The following is a 20,065-nucleotide window of genomic DNA, read 5'->3' as shown; positions in this document are numbered from 1 at the left end:
CATTATAATATTTTCAATGTTAGACAAAATCATACAATTCAGTATAAAGAACAAATTCGTTATACTACTTTTTACACTTGTGTTAGTAGCTTGGGGAAGCTATTCAATAAAACAATTACCACTTGACGCATTACCAGATGTTACTAATAATCAAGTGCAAATTATTACAAATGCACCTACTTTAGCCAGTCAAGAAATTGAGCAACTCATTACATATCCATTAGAGCAATCTTTAAAAACAATTCCAAAAGTTATAGAACTGCGAAGTATTTCTCGTTTTGGACTTTCTGTTGTTACTGTTGTTTTTAAAGATGATGTAGATATTTATTGGGCAAGGAATCAAATTTTTCAACGAATAAGTCAAGCCAAAGAAAATATCCCAGCTTATGCAGGTTCTCCAGAAATGGCTCCCATTTCAACTGGTTTAGGAGAAATATTTCAATACGATGTATATGCTAAAAAAGGATATGAAGATAAATACGATGCAATCAAATTAAGAACTATCCAAGATTGGATTATCATTCCACAATTACAAGGGATTGAAGGTGTTGCAGAAGTTGCTACTTGGGGTGGTAAATTAAAACAGTTTGAAATAGCTGTTAAACCAAATACTTTAAAGAGTTTAGATGTAACCATAACTGAAATTTTTGAAGCTTTAGAAAAAAACAACCAGAATACTGGGGGTGCATATATAGAAAAAGATCAAATGACCTACTTTATTCGTGGTGTAGGTATGGCAACCGGAAGTAAGGATTTAGAAAATGTTGTTGTAAAAAATAGAAACGGTACACCTGTTCTAATTCGTGATGTAGCTTCGGTTAAAGAGGGATATGCTATGAGATATGGTGCAGCTACAAAAGATGGTAAAGGAGAAATTGTTTGTGGAATGGCATTAATGTTAAAAGGTGAAAACTCAAAAGCAGTTGTAGATAGAGTTAAAGAAAGAATGGTTCAGATTAATAAAACACTTCCAGAAGGAGTTGTTGCAGAAGCTTTTATTGACAGAGGTAAATTAGTAGAGAATGCCATTGGTACAATTAGTAAGAACTTATTAGAAGGAGCATTAATTGTAATTTTTGTATTGATTTTATTTCTAGGAAACTTACGAGCAGGATTAATAGTAGCTTCAGTAATTCCATTGTCAATGCTGTTTGCGGTTATATTAATGAATCAATTTGGAGTAAGTGGAAATTTAATGAGTTTAGGGGCTATCGATTTTGGGATTATTGTTGATGGAGCAGTAATTATTGTAGAAGCAACAATGCATCATTTACAGAAACTTAAAAGGAAAAAGAATTTGACTCAATTAGAAATGGATGTTGAAGTGTACCAATCTGCTTCTAAAATTCGTAACAGTGCTGCTTTTGGAGAAATAATTATTTTAATCGTATATCTACCAATATTAGCATTAGTGGGAACAGAAGGTAAAATGTTTAAACCAATGGCTATGACTGTTGGCTTTGCTGTAATTGGTGCTTTCATCCTTTCTTTAACTTATGTGCCCATGATGAGTGCAATGTTCTTGTCTAAAAAGACAGAACATACTGAAAATTTCAGTGATAAATTGATAGCATGGTTAGAAAAAATATATACTCCGTTTTTAGACAAAGCATTACAAATAAAAAAAGCAGTATTGGGTATTGCAATCGGATTATTTGTAATGGCATTACTAGTTTTCCAAAATATGGGTGGTGAATTTATTCCAACTATTGAAGAGGGAGATTTAGCAATAAATGTTACAATTATGACAGGAAGTTCGCTTACTCAAACTATTGAAACTTCAACTAAATGTCAAAAAATTTTAAAAGCAAAATTTCCTGAAATTAAAACTATTGTAACAAAAATTGGTAGTGGAGAAATTCCTACAGATCCTATGCCTATTGAAAGTGGTGATTTTATTATTGTTTTGAAAGATAAATCAGAATGGAGTTCGGCTGAAAACTGGGAAGATCTAGCTAACTTGATGAAAGAAGAAATAGAGGTTATTCCTGGAGCAAATATTGAAGTTTCTCAACCTATTCAAATGCGTTTTAACGAATTAATGACTGGTAGTAGAAGTGATATTGCTATAAAAATTTTTGGTGATGATTTAGAAGTATTAGATGAAAAAGCAAAAGAATTAATTTCAAAAGTAAATAATATTCAAGGAGTGGGTGATTTAAAACCCGATAAAGTAACAGGGTTACCACAAATCACTATTAAATATGATTACGATAAAATTGCCTTGTATGGACTAAATATTACAGATGTAAATAAAATCATCCGATCCTCTTTTGCGGGTGAAAGTGCAGGTAAAATTTATGAAGAAAGTAAACGTTTTGATGTAGTAGTTAGAATGAATGCAGAAAATCGTAGTGATATTTCAGATGTATCTAATCTTTTTATACCATTACCAAGCGGCCAACAAGTACCACTTTATCAAGTAGCTTCTGTAGAATACGAGCAAGGACCAGTTCAGGTTTCTCGTGAAAATGGAAAGCGAAGAATAACCATAGGATTAAATGTACGTGGTCGTGATGTAAAAAGTGTTGTTGAGGAAATTCAACAAAAATTAGAAACAAATTTTGAACTTCCAGCAGGATATTATATAACTTATGGAGGTCAATTTGAAAATTTAGTAGAAGCCAATAAAAGACTTTCTGTAGCTTTACCTATTGCATTGGGATTAATTATGGTTTTGTTATTCTTTACATTCAATAGCATGAAACAAGCCTTATTAATTTTTACAGCTATACCATTGTCAGCAATTGGAGGTGTTTTTGCTTTATGGATGAGAGGAATGCCTTTTAGCATTTCTGCAGGTATTGGTTTTATTGCTTTATTCGGTATTGCGGTTTTAAATGGTATTGTTTTAATCTCCTATTTTAACCAATTAAAATCTGAAGGAATTAAAGATCCTTTACAAAGAGTTTTAATTGGTACAAAAACAAGACTTAGACCAGTTTTAATGACAGCTGCAGTTGCTTCATTAGGGTTTTTACCAATGGCATTATCAACTAGCGGTGGTGCAGAAGTGCAAAAACCATTAGCAACAGTTGTTATTGGGGGGTTATTTTCAGCAACCTTATTAACCTTAATTGTTCTTCCTATTCTTTATTTATTATTTGAGAAAGGTTTTAAAAAAAGAAAAAAAATATCTAATCCTATCATAACTATAATCATATTATTTATAAGTACTTTTTCATTTGCTCAAAATGGTAAACCTATAAGTTTACAACAAGCTATTGAAATGGCTAAAGCCAATAATATGGATTTAAAAATTGCTGATAAGGAAATTGAAAAACAAACAGTTTTGAAAAAAACTGCTTTTCAAGCAGAGCCTCTCCAAATTGAATATATGGGAGGACAATACAATAGTTCAGATTATGACAATAATGTGAGTATTCAGCAATATTTTCCTGTAGGAGGAAGTACAAAAGCAAACAGACAACTTCAGGAAGAACTGGCAAAGTTGGCAGAAAAGCAAAAAGCATTATCAGAATATGAAATTGAAAAAGCTGTAACTTTAGCTTATTATCAATATCTGTATGGAATTTCAATTCAAAAGCTAAATGACGAATTATATGATGTGTATTCAAAATTTCTAAAAAATGCAGAACTTCGTTTTAAAACAGGTGAAAGCGGAAACATAGAAGTAATTAGTGCAAAAGCTAAAGTAAAGGAAATAGAAACCTTAAAAGAACAAATGCTTCTTGATTTAGTAATCTACCAAAAACAGTTACAGTATTTTATACAGACAAATGAAGATATACTTCCAGAGAGTACAACTCCTTTAAAATATATACATGCAGCTGCTTTAAATGAAAATAAGGTAGAAACATTAGTAAGTGATTATTATACCCAACAAGCAACGGTTTTTGAAAAAGAATCAAATGCTTTTAAGAAATCTAGAGCACCAAAATTAGGCTTGGGTTACTTTGGTCAAACATTAAACAAAGAATCTTATTTTCAAGGATTTACTGTTGGTTTGCAAATTCCTTTGTTTAGCGGTGCAAATACAGCTCGTGCTAAAGCTTCTGAAATAAGTATGTCGCAATCGCAATTAGAATTTGATAAAACAAAATTAACTTTAAAACTGCAAAAAGAACAATTAGTAAACCAATTTTCTAAACAAGAAAAAGCAATTCAATATTTTGAAAAAGAAGGGTTAAAATATGCAGAACAGATAATCACTACTGCTCAAAAAAGTTATGCCAATGGCGATATGAGTTACTGGTCTTACATCAGTTTCTTAAATCAAGCCATTGATATTAAAAAGCAAAATATCGAAGCAGTAAACGCTTACAATCAAAGTGCTATTCAAATGCAATTTCCATCTTTCAATAACAATTAATACTCACGATAATGATCAATATATCTTTAAAACCAAATTATAAAATAGGTTCAATTTTTAAAATATTTCTTCTTTCTTCTTTCCTTTTGATTCTAAACTCATGTGGAGAAAAGAAAACAGAAGAAGAGCATGAAGAAGAAAAATCGGAAACAGAAGTTGCATTAACAACAGCTCAATTCGAAACCGTGGGCATTGAAATTGGTAGTATTGAAATGAAAAACCTCAATACAATCATCAAAGCCAATGGTTACACAACTGTTCCACCTCAAAACCGAGCAGATGTTTCAACCTTAATTGGTGGAGTGGTAAAAGACATCTTTGTATTAGAAGGTACTTATGTAGCAAAAGGAAAAACTTTGGCTACACTTCAAAACCTTCAAGTGGCAGAAATACAAGAAGATTACAATGCTGCTGTAGCAAATATTGAATATTTACAATTAGAATACAATCGTCAAAAAACTTTGAGTGAAGAAGATGTAAATCCTCGCAAAGTATTTCAAGAAGTAAAAGCTAAATTGGCAACTGAAAGAGCAAGAGCACAAGCAGCCAAAAACAAATTACAAGCATTAAATGTAAGTCTATCAGGGAACTCTTCTATCATTCCTATCATTGCTCCTATAAGTGGTTATGTGGGTAAAATAGGCATTACAAAAGGAGCTTTTGCAGACACAGGAATTACTCTTTTTGAAGTAATTGACAACAAACAAATGCACCTCGATTTGAACGTTTTTGAAAAAGACATGAGTAAAATTTCTATTGGTCAAGAAGTTGATTTCGTACTAACCAATCAATCGAATAAAGTCATTAAAGGAAAAATATTTGGTATTAACAAATCCTTTTCAAACGAAAGTAAATCGGTTGCAGTACATGCCAAGATTAATGAAAATGACACAAAAGATTTAATTTCTGGAATGTATGTGGCAGCTAATATTAACATTACAAATCAAATGGTTCAAGCATTACCTAAAGACGCAATTGTAAGAAACGGAGATAAATATTATATTTATATGCAAGAAGAACATACAGAAGAAACTCCAAAAGCAAAAAAAGAAGCACACGTTCATAAAGAAGGAGAAGCACATAATCATGACGAAGAAGCTTCTGGAGAAGAGGAAGGACATGATGAAATTCATTTTAAAGCCATTGAAGTGATACCAGGAACAACTGATTTAGGGTACACGGAGGTAAAATTTGTTGAACCCATTCCAGCCAATGCGAAAATTGTAGTCAAAGGAGCATTCTATTTATTAGCAGCTTCAAAAGGTGGTGGAGAACACGTTCATTAATAATTTATAACAAAAAATAGAGATGAAAGTAAATACCAATATGCCTACAAAATTGAAACCTTTTTATAATGCTGAACTAGAATTAGCAAAAAATAATTTTAAGGAAAATAATTTACAAAAGTCTTGGTTTCATTTAGAAAGAGCACACATAATCGGACAAAAATATCCGTATGAACATACATTTGTCCATTGGAAAATGTTACAGTTTGGATTTAAAATTAAAAATGCCAAAGAAATTTTTGGTCAAATACCAAGATTACTAGTAGGTGGTGTAAAATCATTTGTGGGTCACATTCCTGTCGGAAATACAGGTGGTGCAAATGTTCCACCATTAAGAGCAATGGAAATTCCTGAAGACATTCAAAAAATATTAAATGTAAACACTTAGATTACTATGACAGATAAAAAATCACACCAAATAGAAGACGTTGCAGAATGCTGTAGAATTGAAGAAAAAATCAATAAAGCAGAAGAGGAACATGCAGAAGATGATGGACATGATCATGACCATACTTCTAAAGAAAAATCTACCTTCCAATTATTTTTACCAGCAATAATAAGTTTCGGCTTATTATTGTTGGCCATTGGTTTTGATAATTATTTTACCCAATCTTGGTTTGTGGGTTGGGTTAGAATAGTTTGGTATGTTGCAGCCTATATACCAGTCGGACTCCCAGTTATAAAAGAAGCCATACAAAGTATTCGTAAAAGTGATGTATTCTCTGAATTTTTACTAATGTCTATTGCTACTATAGGGGCTTTTGCTATTGGTGAATATCCTGAAGGTGTAGCGGTAATGCTATTTTATGCCATTGGAGAAATTTTTCAATCATTGGCAGTACAAAGAGCCAAAAGAAATATAAAATCATTATTAGATCAAAGACCTGACGAAGTTACTATTATAGAGAATAATGTAGCTAAAACCATTAAAGCATCAACGGCTAAAATCGGAGATATAATCCAACTTAAAGCTGGAGAAAAATTAGGTTTAGATGGAGAATTAGTATCAGATAAAGCTTCCTTCAATACAGCAGCTCTTACGGGAGAAAGTAAACCAGATTCAAAACTAAAAGGAGAAACAGTTTTAGCAGGAATGATTAATTTGAATTCGGTTTCTCAAGTTAAAGTAACAACAGCTTATACAGATAGTAAATTATCAAAAATTCTGGAAATGGTGCAAGAAGCAACATCTAAAAAAGCTCCAACAGAATTATTCATTAGAAAATTTGCTAAAATCTACACACCTATTGTGGTGTTTTTAGCAATTGGAATATGTTTAGTGCCAATGCTTTTTGTAGAAAATTATGTTTTTAACGATTGGTTGTATAGAGCTTTAATTTTCTTGGTAATTTCATGTCCTTGTGCATTAGTTATTAGTATTCCATTAGGATATTTTGGTGGAATTGGAGCAGCTTCTAAAAACGGAATCCTTTTCAAAGGAAGTAATTTTTTAGACGTAATGGCTTCTATTCAAAACGTAGTGATGGACAAAACAGGAACCATGACAGAAGGTGTTTTTAAAGTACAAGAAGTAGTTTTTAAATCGGAATTTGACCAAAAAGAAATACTTCAATTAGTAAACGCTATTGAAAGCCAAAGTACACATCCAGTAGCTACAGCTATTCATGATTTTGTTGGAGAAATAGATAGTAAAATCAGTCTTAAGGAAGTTAAAGAAATAGCTGGACACGGTTTAAAAGCTAGTGCAAATGGTAAAGAACTTTTAGTGGGAAACTTTAAATTAATGGATAAGTTTTCTATTAAATATGATATTGATCCATCAAGTATTGTGTATACACTGATTGCAGTGGCGTATGATAATAAATTTGTCGGTTACTTAACCATTGCAGATAGTATAAAAGAAGATGCACAGCGAACTATCGATAAACTAAAAGTATTAGGAATCAAAACTACTATGTTAAGTGGAGATAAAAATAACGTGGTACAATTTGTGGCTCAAAAATTAGGAATTACAAATGCGTTTGGTGATTTATTACCAGAAGATAAAGTAAATAAAGTCAAAGAAATTATAGCTAAAAACCAAACAGTAGCTTTTGTAGGTGATGGTGTTAATGATGCACCAGTAGTCGCTTTAAGCAATGTGGGTATAGCAATGGGAGGTTTAGGTAGTGATGCAACAATTGAAACGGCTGATGTAGTAATTCAAGACGATAAACCTTCAAAAATTCCAATAGCAATAAACATTGGAAAACAAACCAAGAAAATTGTTTGGCAAAATATCACTTTAGCTTTTACAGTAAAAGCGATAGTTCTAATTCTAGGTGCTGGTGGTTTAGCTACGATGTGGGAAGCGGTTTTTGCCGATGTAGGAGTCGCTTTATTAGCAATATTAAACGCTGTTAGAATACAAAGAATGAAGTTTTAATTGTATTATTAACATTTTCTTTATAAAAATTAATTTATTTTGATTAACTTTGATACGTTTTTTAACAAAAAATGAAAAAGTCATACATCATAATAATATTGCTTTTAGGTATATTTTTTATTCCTAACAGCTCTTTTGCATGTGGTAGTGACAATCAACAATCTTGTGAAAAAGAAGTTTCTACTTCTAATACAAAAGAAAAAAGCTGTTGTGACAACAGCATGGATGATGAAGGATGTAATGGAAGTTGCGGACACTCAAATTGCACAACAACTTCTTCTGTTAGTTTCATTGCTTTTTTCTTTAATGAAATAGAATTTACAAATAATAATTTTGATTTTTCTACAAGTAAAACAAAATTTTACCATACTGTAAACTTACCGTCAGATGGTTATTCTTCTATATGGCTTATACCTAAAATAAGCTAAATTTAAAATTTGACAGCCATACTTATGTCAAATTTATAGCATTTGCTATTTTTTATAACAGACTTTTGAATCTTAAATTATCATGTTTAAAATGCTTATTTAATTTATCATAGCTGCTATTCAATTTAAATTTATTTCAAAAAATCATTCAAGAAAAATTCTTTTTGAATACTAAAATCATATAAAATGAAAAAATCATTAGTAAAAATAATGATAGCAATCACAGTATTGTTATCTACCACTATAAATGCACAAACAAAAAACACAAAAACGGAGGAAATTAAAGTTTCAGGGAATTGTGGAATGTGTAAAAAAACGATAGAAAAAGCAGGAAACATCAATGATATTGCTACAGTAGTATGGAACAAAGAAACTAAAATAGCAACAGTAACATACGATGAATCTAAAACAAATAAAGAAGAAATAGCAAAGCGTATAGCTATAGCTGGATATGATTCAGAACTTGCCAAAGCAAAAGATGAGGATTACGACAACCTTCCGGGTTGTTGTCAGTATGACCGCGAGTAATTGTGCTTTAATCAGTTGTAATTAACCTATTCCTCTAGAGCAAAAAAACTTTAGAGGAATATTGAAAACTTGATTGCCAAAATATTTGGTAAATAATATTTCTATGGTTATAAATTTTATATTCAGATGTTAAATAAAATAATTAAATATTTCCTTGAAAATAGATTAGTAACTGTTCTTATTCTGATGGTTCTAATTTTATGGGGTATTTCCACAGCTCCGTTTAACTGGAAAATACCTTTCCTTCCTTCTGATTCAGTTGCGGTTGATGCTATTCCAGATATTGGTGAAAATCAACAAATTGTTTTTACACAATGGCAAGGTAGATCACCACAGGATATTGAAGACCAAATCTCTTATCCTTTGACTACTTATTTATTAGGTATTCCAGGTGTAAAATCCATTAGAAGTAATTCTATTTTTGGTTTTTCAAGTATTTATATAATCTTCGATGATGATATTGAATTCTACTGGTCTAGATCCAGAATACTTGAAAAATTAAATTCATTACCTAATAGTTTATTACCTGAAAATGTAAAACCATCACTTGGACCAGATGCAACAGCATTAGGGCAAGTGTATTGGTACACAGTTGAAGGAAGAGATAAAGATGGAAATCCAACAGGTGGATGGGATTTACAAGAAATTAGAACAGCACAAGATTTCTATATTAAATATGGATTAAATGCTGTGCAAGGAGTTTCAGAAGTAGCATCTATCGGAGGTTTTGTAAAAGAGTACCAAATAGACGTTAATCCTGATGCATTAAAAGCTTACAATATTAGTTTGATGCAAGTAATGACTGCGGTACAAAAATCAAATAAAGATGTTGGAGCTAAAACAATTGAAATCAACCAAGCCGAATATTTGGTTAGAGGTCTTGGATATGTAAAAAAAGTAGAAGATATTGAATTGGCAGTTGTTGCTGTAAAAGATAATGTGCCAATACGTATAAAAGATATTGGTGTAGTTGCATTAGGTCCAGAAACAAGAAGAGGAATTCTAGATAAAGGAGGTGCTGAAGCCGTAGGTGGTGTTGTTATTGCACGATATGGCTCTAATCCATTAGAAGTAATTAATGGTGTAAAATCTAAAATCAATGAAATTGCACCAGGTTTACCTAAAAAAACATTAGCTAATGGTGTTGTAAGCCAATTAACAATTGTTCCTTTTTATGATCGAACAGAATTAATTCAGGAAACAATTGGAACCTTAGAAATGGCTCTTTCGCATGAAGTATTAATAAGTATTATTGTAGTTTTACTTTTAGTTTTAAATTTAAGAGCTTCTTTAATCATTTCCAGCTTATTACCCGTTGGAGTATTAATGACTTTCATTGTAATGCGTTATGCTGGTGTAGATGCTAACGTAGTGGCTTTATCAGGAATTGCTATTGCAATTGGAGTAATGGTAGATGTAGGCGTCGTGTTTGTCGAAAATATTATTCGACATCTCGAAATGCCAGAAAACCATGGCGCAAAAGGCAAAAAATTAATGCAGGTAATTTATGAAGCAACTACTGAAGTTGTTTCAGCTATTACAACTGCCTTAGCAACTACGGTTGTAAGTTTTATTCCTGTATTTGCTATGGAATCTGCCGAAGGAAAATTATTTAGACCTTTAGCATTTACTAAAACATTTGCTTTATTAGGTGCTTTTGTTTTAGGATTAATTATTCTTCCATCTTTAGCTCATTATATTTTTGGGATTGACTACGACAAAAAAAGAGTAAAACGTTTTTGGGCGTATGTATTTATTTCTGGAGGTATATTATTGAGTATTTATTTTAAAATTTGGCTTCCTTTAGCTTTAACATTAATGGGATTATATGATCTCTTAAATCACAAAATACCTCAAAAATATCAACCCTATACAAAACATTTCAATTTAATTGTAGTTTTATTTATTGTATCCTTTTTCCTTACCGAAGAATGGATGCCTTTAGGTCCTCAGATAAGTGTAATTGGTAATTACCTATTTGTAATCATTTTGTTAGGAATAATATTAGGTGTTCTTTTGTATATCGTAAGTTCCTATGAAAAAGTACTGCGTTGGTGTTTAGAAAATAAAGGAAAATTTATGTTATTACCAATGATAACATTGTTTTTTGGAGTTTTAGTTTGGATAGGATTCGACAGTACTTTTGGCTTTGTTGCCAATGGATTCGACAAATTAGGTTGGAATATTAGATCCTCTAAAATTTGGTCAGTACCATCACATACATTTCCTGGAATTGGTTCCGAATTCATGCCAACACTTAATGAAGGAAGCTATCTTTTAATGCCAACATCTATGCCTCATGCTGGTGTAGAACAAAACAGAAAAGTAGTTGGACAACTCGATATGATTCTAAACCACATTCCCGAAGTTGATATGGCAGTTGGGAAATTAGGACGTGTAGAAAGTGCTTTAGACCCTGCTCCAATTTCAATGTATGAAAACGTTATCAATTATAAGCCAGAATATATTTTGGATGCTAACGGACATCGAATGCGGTTTAAAACCGATAATAAAGGTCGTTACATTACAAAATCTGGTGATACACTTTCACATGATGAAGCACTAAAACAGGCAATTACTGTAAAAAATTTAATACATGACGAAGATGGTTCTTTCTATAGAAATTGGCGCGATATAATTCAATCACCCGATGATATCTGGAATGAAATTGTAAAAGCTTCTAAAATACCAGGTGTTACATCTGCTCCCAAATTACAACCTATCGAAACACGTTTGGTTATGCTTCAAACAGGAATGAGAGCACCTATGGGAATAAAAGTTTTTGGACCCGATTTAAAAACTATTGAAGAATTTGGATTAGAATTAGAAGCCATTATTAAAGAAGTTCCTTCTGTAAAAAGCGAAGCTGTTTTTGCCGATAGAATCGTAGGAAAACCTTATTTACATTTAAATATTGATAGAGAAAAAATTGCTCGATTTGGCTTAAATATAGAAGATGTTCAACAAACTATTGAAACAGCAATTGGAGGAATGAAAATTTCTTCAACTGTTGAAGGAAGAGAACGCTATCCTATAAGAGTTCGCTATCCTAGAGAATTAAGAGATAGCCCTGAAGCATTAGGAAAAATATTAATAGCTACTCCTACTGGCGCACAGATTCCGTTAGGTCAATTAGTTCAGTTTGAATACAAAAAAGGACCTCAAGCCATTAAAAGTGAAGATACTTTTCTGGTTGGTTTTGTATTATTCGATAAAAATGATGGCTATGCCGAAGTTGATGTAGTAAATGATGCTCAAAAAGCAATTCAAGCTAAAATTGATTCAGGCGAATTGGTAGTGCCTCAAGGTGTAAATTATAAATTTTCAGGAAGTTATGAAAATCAAATAAGAGCAATGAAAAGACTTTCAATTGTAATTCCTATTTGTTTAATCGTTATCTTTTTGTTACTTTATTTTCAATTCAAGACTGTTATTGCATCGTCAATCCATTTCTCTGGAGTATTTGTTGCATTTGCAGGAGGATTTATTATGCTCTGGTTATATGGACAAGATTGGTTTATGAATTTTGCCATTGCAGATGTTAACATGCGGGATTTATTTCAAATGCATTCCATTAATTTAAGTGTGGCAGTCTGGGTAGGTTTCATAGCATTATTTGGAATTGCTACTGATGATGGTGTAATTATGGGTTCTTATATTCACCAAGTTTTTGAAGAAAAAGATCCGCAAACAGTGTCTGAAGTTCGTGATGCTGTAGTTGAAGCTGGTAAAATGAGAGTTAGACCTGCTGTGATGACAACGGCTACAACAATCATTGCCTTGCTACCAGTTTTAACCTCAACAGGAAAAGGCTCAGATATTATGATTCCAATGGCAATTCCAACCTTTGGAGGTATGACCATTCAAATTATGACCATGTTTGTAGTACCAGTATTACAAGCATTTTGGAGAGAAACAGTAATTAAAAATAAAGAAAAGAGAAATGCGTAAACTAATAATTATATTCATTTTATTTTTTGCTTATAATGCTAAAGGACAATCTTTAAACGATTATTATACTATTGCTGCGGAAAATAATCCAGAATTAAAAGCAAAGTATAAAGAGTTTGAAGCAGCCATGCAAAAAATACCACAAGTTAGCTCTTTGCCCGATCCTAATCTTTCAATGGGGTATTTTATCTCACCCGTAGAAACAAGACTTGGACCGCAAAATGTTCGATTATCTCTTTCGCAAATGTTTCCTTGGTTTGGTACTTTAAAAGCACAAAAAAATGCAGCAACTTTACTTGCAGAAAGTAAATATCAAGCATTCTTAAATGCTAAAAACCAATTGTTTTCACAAGTAGCCGCTGTATATTATCCATTATATGAATTGCACGGTTTAAAAGAAATTGAACAAGAAAACATTAGAATTTTAGAATCATACAAAAGCATAGCCAATACAAAATTTCAAAATGCTAAAGGAAGTTTAGTAGATGTTCTACGTGTGGATATTATGATAAAAGATGCTCAAACTAATTTAGAAATTTTAAATAAAAAAGAACCCGCATTAACATCTTGGTTCAACAGTATTCTAAATAGAAAGTATGATGAAAAAATTGTTGTTTCTAAAAAAATAGAAACAATAGAATTACCCATAGAATATCGTAAAGATTCAATAGCTACTAACCCTATACTACAAGAACTTGAATTAAAAAAGCAAGCTTCGGAAGCTACAATTGAAGCAGCCAGAAAGCAAGGTTTGCCAAAATTAGGTATTGGTTTAGATTATGTTTTTGTAGGTAACGGAATGAATAATTTTCCAGATTCGGGTAAAGATGTTATCATGCCTATGGTTACAGTTAGTTTGCCCATTTTTAGAAAAAAATACGACGCAGCAGTTACCGAAGCAAAATTAATGCAGGAAAATTATTCTTTTCAAAAAGAAGCTTATGAAAACAAATTGAACGGAACCTATTACAAACTTGTTTTTGAATTGCAAAAAGAAAGAGATTTGTTAAAATTATATGAAGGACAAGTAATAACACTATCCAAAAGTTTAAGTCTATTATTTGCCTACTACAGTAATGCCAATAAAGATTTTGAAGAAGTATTACGTATGCAACAAGAGCTTTTAAAATATCAAAAATTGCAATTGTCAAGTATAAGTACTTTTCATGTAAAATTAGCAGAATTAGATTATTTAACCGCAAAACAATTTTAATCATGAACATAGATAAAAAAACAAAAATCTTATTAGCAATAACCTTATTAGTTGGGCTACTATTAGGAGCTTTGTTATTTGGTGGAAGCTCTGAAGAAAAAGATGAAAATAAAACAGATGCTTCATCAAAAGCAGAAACATGGACCTGTTCTATGCATCCACAAATTAGACAGCCAGAACCAGGTGATTGTCCTATATGTGGAATGGATTTAATCCCTTTGGAAGCAGGAGATGAAGATATAGATCCTGATGCAATTAGCATGTCGGAATCGGCCATGATTATTGCTGGAATCTCTACTTACAAAGTAGGAAATACCGATGGTGTTAAAGAAATTTCACTTAATGGAAAAGTTGAAGTTAATGAAAGAACCGTTTATAGCCAATCATCACATATACCAGGTCGAATCGAAAAAATTCAAGTTTCGTTTGTGGGCGAATATGTAAAAAAAGGTCAAGTGGTTGCTTATGTGTATTCTCCTGAATTAGCCAGCACACAACAAGAATTAATTGAAGCATATACTGTAAAAGACATTCAACCTGAATTATTTGAATCGGTAAAAATGAAATTGAAAAATTGGAAAGTTTCAGATGCTACTATTAACAGTATTATTTCTTCAGGTAAAACCCAAGATAGATTTCCTGTTTATGCCGATGTATCGGGATATATTATCAAGAAAAATGTTGAGTTAGGCGATTATCTTCAAAAAGGACAAACCTTATATGATGTTGCAGATTTATCAAACGTATGGGTTCTTTTTGAAATTTACGAATCAGATATGAGTTGGGTTAAAAAAGGAGATAAAATCAACTATACAGTGGCATCTTTTCCAGGAGAAACATTTTCAGGAACAATTGCATTTATTGACCCATTTATAAACCCACTGACACGAATTGCAAAAGCAAGAGTTGAAGTAGCTAATTCTGGATTAAAATTCAAACCAGAAATGTTTGCAACGGGTACTTTAAAAACTAAAGTAGTTGGCAATAAAGCGACATTAAGTGTTCCTAAATCAGCTGTAATGTGGACTGGAAAACGCTCAATTGTATATGTAAAAAATGAAACAGAAAAAGGAATAACATTCAAATTACGCGAAGTTACCTTAGGACCATTATTAGGAAATGACTACATAATTGAAGAAGGTTTAAAAGTTGGTGAAGAAATAGTAGCAAATGGTACTTTTAATGTTGACGCTGCTGCACAATTAGCAGGAAAACCAAGCATGATGAATATTGAAGGTGGCAAAGTAAATACAGGACACAATCATGGAGATTCACCAATGCCTATGAATGGTGACAAAAAAGTAGTGCTAAAAGAAGATAAAACAGCAATTAGTGCAGAAGCCAAAAAGAGCTTACAACCATTATATAAAGATTATTTTGAATTTAAAGATGCCTTAACAAAAGACGATTTTAATTCAGCTAAAAAAGCTTTGTTAGCATTTGAAAAATCTTTTAATAAAATAAACATGAGCGTATTTAAAGGAGAATCTCATAAAGTATGGATGAATTATCAAACAGAGCTGAAAAAACAGACACTTCATGCTACACATATTAAAAACATTAAAGAATTAAGAATGACTTTTGAACCAATATCAAATGTTATGATAGCAATGACAAAAGCTTTTAATCCTTTAACTGAGAGTGCATACGTTCAGTTTTGTCCTATGGCTAATAGTGATAAAGGTGCAAATTGGTTAAGTAAAGAGAATAAAGTAGTTAATCCATATTTTGGAGCTTCAATGATAAAATGTGGAGAAGTAAAAGAAACAATTAAATAAATTAATAAATTTTTAAATCATGAAAAAAGTAATCGGAATTTTAGCAGTAGCTTTATTAAGCTTAACAATCTCTTGTAAAGACAACAAAGGAGAGCAAAAAGATGAAATGCATAATGAAATGAGCGATAATCATACAAAGTATGCTTGTCCAATGAAATGCGAAGGCGATAAAACCTATGATGAAGCAGGTTCATGTCCAAAATGTGGAATGGATTTAGAAGCAGTTGAAGCACATGATCATTCAGAGATGAATCATGAAGAAGGACATGACCATGGTAATAGCGAAAGTACAGAAAGAGAAATCACTCAAAACAATTCAAAAAACACTGCTACTTCAGCGATACTTGATGCTTATTTTGAAATCAAAAATGGTTTAGTAGCAGACAGTAAAGAGAAAACAGCAAATGGAGGAAATTCTCTTTTAACAGCTATTTCTAAATTTGATATGTCAAAATTATCAGGTGAAACACATAAAGAGTATATGGAAATTGCAGAAAGTGCAAAAGAACATGCAGAGCATATTGTAAAAAGTCCTATCGATCATCAAAGAGAGCACTTCGAAGCTTTAAGTATAGATATTACAGATATAGTAGCACTTCTTGGAACAGATAAAGTTGTGTATCAAGATTTTTGCCCAATGGCAAATAATAATAAAGGAGCATCTTGGTTAAGTGAAGTGAAAGAAATTAAAAACCCATATTTTGGTTCAAAAATGCTAAAATGTGGAACTATAAAAAAGCAAATTAACTAAATGAAAATTTCTAAAATCATCTTACTGATTTTACTGATTGTGTTTGTGGGAATTCAATTTATTCCCACAAAACGCAATCAAAGTGAAAGTGTACCCAATACTGATTTTATGATAGTTAATAATGTGCCTAATAATATTAAAGCTACATTACAAACTTCTTGTTACGATTGCCACAGTAATAACACGTCCTATCCGTGGTACAATACAGTACAGCCTGTAGCTTGGTTTTTAGAAAATCATATCGAAGAAGGTAAAGCAGAATTAAACTTTAGTGAATGGGATAACTACTCAAACAGAAGAAAAAAAAGTAAATTAAAATCCATTGTTAGTCAAATTAAAGATAACAAGATGCCTTTAAGTTCGTATACATTTATTCATAAAAATACCATTATTTCAAATAATCAAAAAAAAGAAATTATAGCTTGGATTAATGAAATAGACACTAATTGAATGAAATTATAATTATAAAACAAAAACTATGACTAAAATTAAATATATTATTATCTTATTATTATTTACTTTAAATTCAATTTTTGGTCAATCAGAGGAAGGAAATATAGACAATTTACCAGTGCATGAATATACCATTACTTTAAAAGAAGAATTGGTTAGTAAAGCTGGAAAACAGGTAAAAGGAATGACAGTTAACGGTACAATACCTGGGCCAACTTTAGAGTTTACAGAAGGTGAATATGCTGTGATTTACGTTAAAAATGAAATGAGTGTAGAAACTTCTGTACATTGGCACGGGTTGCTATTACCTAATTTTTACGATGGAGTTCCTTATTTAAATACTCCTCCCATAGAAGCAGGTCAGACACAAAAATATGAGTTTCCAATTAAACAATCTGGTACATATTGGTATCATTCGCATACCATGTTACAAGAACAAAGTGGTGTTTATGGATCCATTGTCATTAAACCTAAAACCAAAATTTTAAACTATGATAAAGATTTGGTTTTAGTTTTATCTGATTGGACAAATGAAAAGCCAATGAATGTTTTGAGAAACTTAAAACGAGGTAACGAATGGTATAACATCAAAAAAGGGACTGCTACTCCATTAAATCAAGTAATTGCACGTGGAGGTTTTAGTGCTCAATTAAATTTTTGGAGACAAAGAATGGAAAGTGCTGATATTGCAGATGTTTATTATCCAGCATTTTTAATTAATGGTAAGCAAAGTATTGAATATCCAGAATTTAAACCAGGTGAAAAAGTACGATTGAGAATTATTGACGGTTCAGCCTCAACATCTTTTTGGATGACTTTTGGAGGTGAAACACCACTTTTAGTTGCTGCTGATGGTAATGATGTTGTGCCAGTTAAAAAGAATAAAACATTTATTGCAGTTGCAGAAACCTATGATTTTATTGTAATTATTCCAGAAAGTGGGAAAATTGAATATAAAATCACTGCACAAGATGGTTCTGGAACTGCAACAGCATATTTAGGTAAGGGAACTGTTTTACCAGCAACGGAAATTCCAAAACCAGATAAAATTGGCATGATGAAAAAAATGTCTAAAATGAAAATGAAAATGGGTGCGCATGCCTTAAAATTCCAACCCAACAAGGACGAGCGTTTTGAAATGAAAGACGAGTACGGAATGCACATGGAAGGAATGTCTGGAATGAATATGGATAAAATGGAAGGAATGAAAATGGACAACATGAAATCCAAAGATTCTATGAATATGAATCATTCTAAAATGGACGGAATGAAAATGGAAAATGACGATAAAATGCAAGGAATGGATATGTATGCAGAATATAATTACGATTACTTAAAATCTCCAGAAAAAACAAATTACGATAAAAATGTTCCTGTAAAAGAAGTATTGTTGAATCTTACCGGAAATATGAATAGATACATTTGGAGTTTAAATGGTGTACCTTTATCTGAAGCAGATAAAATCAAAATAAGTAGTAAAGAAGTCACGCGTATCACTTTTAATAATCTTACGATGATGCACCATCCTATGCATTTACATGGTCATTTTTTTAGAGTTATTAATGAAAATGGTGATTATTCTCCCTTAAAACATACCGTTAATGTTCCACCAATGCAAAAGGTGGTCATTGAATTTTATGGAAATAATGGTGATGAGTATGGCGATTGGTTTTTTCATTGTCATATACTTTATCACATGATGGGTGGAATGGCACGAATAGTTTCTTATGATACACCTAGAAATCCAAAAATGAAGGAATACCCAGAACAAAAATTAATTAACGAAACAAATAAATGGTATTCCTGGGGAATGATTAATGCAGCATCCCATACAACTGGATTTAATTTAATGACATCAAATTTAAGAAATCAATTTAATGCTTCACTTGAATATGGTTGGAATAAAAATTTAGAAACTGAATTTACTTATGAACGTTACCTACACGATTATTTAAGAGTTTTTGGAGGTGTTAACATCGAAAATGAAAATGAAAAAAGTTTAGACCAATTTAAAACAACTGCTGTTGCTGGTATAAGGTTTTTAACTCCTTACTTATTTAGTTTGGACGCTAGGATTGACAATGAATTGAGACCTAGATTTTCTTTAGGAAGAAGTATAATGATTTTTCCTAAATTGTCTATTTTCGGATATTATGAATACCAATTAGATTTAGGAATTGTAAATAATCTTCCATCAAATAGAAACTATAGTTCTGAAACAGTATGGAGTGCAGGTGCATCATACATACTATCAAGAAATTTTTCAGCATTTAGTAGTTATGATAATCGATTCGGTGTAGGTGTTGGGCTAATGACTAGGTTTTAAATCTAAGCAATAGTATTAAATAGTAAATTGATTTTTTCATAATAACGTAACTATAAAAACAAAATCAATTTAAAATATAAAAAAAGCAAAATGTTATAATTTACTTCACTTCTAATGCACTAATTTTAAATAATATAAAATAAATAAATCATGGAACACACTACACAACATTCAAAGAAAAATCCCTATCCGAAATTTGCTATTATAATAGCAGTATCTTTTGTAATTATGTATTTAGTAATGTTTTTAAACGTTGCCGAATTCGATCATATTTTCAACAGTATTACTAGAGTTTACATGACAACATTAATGGTGTCTTCAATGGCAATTAGTATGCTATTATTCATGTGGAAAATGTATCCCAATAAAAAACTAAACTACAGTATTATAGTCTTTTCTACAATCACTTTTTTAGGAACTTTATTACTATTAAGAACTCAAACTCCAATAAGTGATATTCAATGGATGAAAGCGATGATTCCACATCATTCCTCAGCCATTATGACTAGTAGTAATGCAAGTTTTAAAGATCCTGAGGTACAAAAATTGGCAAATGACATAATTGAAGCACAAGAAAAAGAAATCAAACAAATGAAAGAAATGATTAACCGTCTAGAAAATAAATAATTCTT

The 20,065-nt window shown here is 31.4% G+C and carries 13 protein-coding genes; all 13 read left to right on the top strand.

Going from position 1 to position 20,065, the window contains the following annotated elements:
• Positions 1 to 16 precede the first annotated feature (16 nt).
• Complete coding sequence (locus DI487_RS12760) at positions 17 to 4,333, top strand: CusA/CzcA family heavy metal efflux RND transporter (protein WP_109569981.1); 4,317 nt, start codon at positions 17 to 19, stop codon at positions 4,331 to 4,333.
• Between the two features lie 11 nt (positions 4,334 to 4,344).
• The gene (locus DI487_RS12755) at positions 4,345 to 5,619 is read left to right on the top strand and encodes an efflux RND transporter periplasmic adaptor subunit (protein WP_109569980.1); all 1,275 of its coding nucleotides are present in this window, start codon (positions 4,345 to 4,347) and stop codon (positions 5,617 to 5,619) included.
• A gap of 22 nt (positions 5,620 to 5,641) precedes the next feature.
• Positions 5,642 to 6,007: a DUF3703 domain-containing protein gene (locus DI487_RS12750; protein WP_072780921.1), complete on the top strand. Its 366-nt coding sequence runs from the start codon at positions 5,642 to 5,644 to the stop codon at positions 6,005 to 6,007.
• Between the two features lie 6 nt (positions 6,008 to 6,013).
• The gene (locus tag DI487_RS12745) at positions 6,014 to 8,005 is read left to right on the top strand and encodes a heavy metal translocating P-type ATPase (protein ID WP_109569979.1); all 1,992 of its coding nucleotides are present in this window, start codon (positions 6,014 to 6,016) and stop codon (positions 8,003 to 8,005) included.
• Positions 8,006 to 8,076: 71 nt separating this feature from the next.
• Positions 8,077 to 8,433 carry a hypothetical protein gene (locus tag DI487_RS12740; RefSeq protein WP_072780916.1) on the top strand — a complete coding sequence of 119 codons (357 nt, stop codon included), beginning with the start codon at positions 8,077 to 8,079 and terminating at the stop codon, positions 8,431 to 8,433.
• A 210-nt stretch (positions 8,434 to 8,643) separates the two neighbouring features.
• Positions 8,644 to 8,961 carry a heavy-metal-associated domain-containing protein gene (locus DI487_RS12735; RefSeq protein ID WP_244889100.1) on the top strand — a complete coding sequence of 106 codons (318 nt, stop codon included), beginning with the start codon at positions 8,644 to 8,646 and terminating at the stop codon, positions 8,959 to 8,961.
• A 126-nt stretch (positions 8,962 to 9,087) separates the two neighbouring features.
• Positions 9,088 to 12,912: an efflux RND transporter permease subunit gene (locus DI487_RS12730; RefSeq protein WP_109569978.1), complete on the top strand. Its 3,825-nt coding sequence runs from the start codon at positions 9,088 to 9,090 to the stop codon at positions 12,910 to 12,912.
• Positions 12,905 to 14,125, top strand: coding sequence for a TolC family protein (locus DI487_RS12725; protein ID WP_109569977.1), 1,221 nt, complete (start codon positions 12,905 to 12,907; stop codon positions 14,123 to 14,125). Before DI487_RS12730 ends, DI487_RS12725 begins: the two co-directional genes overlap by 8 nt.
• A 2-nt stretch (positions 14,126 to 14,127) precedes the next feature.
• Complete coding sequence (locus tag DI487_RS12720) at positions 14,128 to 15,903, top strand: efflux RND transporter periplasmic adaptor subunit (RefSeq protein WP_109569976.1); 1,776 nt, start codon at positions 14,128 to 14,130, stop codon at positions 15,901 to 15,903.
• Positions 15,904 to 15,922: 19 nt separating this feature from the next.
• Positions 15,923 to 16,654: a DUF3347 domain-containing protein gene (locus tag DI487_RS12715; protein ID WP_245896391.1), complete on the top strand. Its 732-nt coding sequence runs from the start codon at positions 15,923 to 15,925 to the stop codon at positions 16,652 to 16,654.
• Positions 16,655 to 17,104, top strand: a complete 450-nt coding sequence (locus tag DI487_RS12710; RefSeq protein ID WP_072780901.1) for a heme-binding domain-containing protein — start codon at positions 16,655 to 16,657, stop codon at positions 17,102 to 17,104.
• Between the two features lie 28 nt (positions 17,105 to 17,132).
• Positions 17,133 to 19,433 (top strand): multicopper oxidase domain-containing protein, encoded by a 2,301-nt coding sequence (locus DI487_RS12705; RefSeq protein WP_072780898.1) that lies wholly within the window; start codon positions 17,133 to 17,135, stop codon positions 19,431 to 19,433.
• 150 nt (positions 19,434 to 19,583) lie between these two features.
• Positions 19,584 to 20,060 (top strand): DUF305 domain-containing protein, encoded by a 477-nt coding sequence (locus tag DI487_RS12700; protein ID WP_072780895.1) that lies wholly within the window; start codon positions 19,584 to 19,586, stop codon positions 20,058 to 20,060.
• The last annotated feature ends 5 nt before the right edge of the window (positions 20,061 to 20,065 follow it).

The sequence above is a fragment of the Flavobacterium sediminis genome (assembly GCF_003148385.1).
Taxonomy (GTDB): Bacteria; Bacteroidota; Bacteroidia; order Flavobacteriales; family Flavobacteriaceae; genus Flavobacterium; species Flavobacterium sediminis.
Note: the sequence above shows the minus strand (reverse complement) of the source record. Positions and strands in the feature narration are given on the sequence as shown.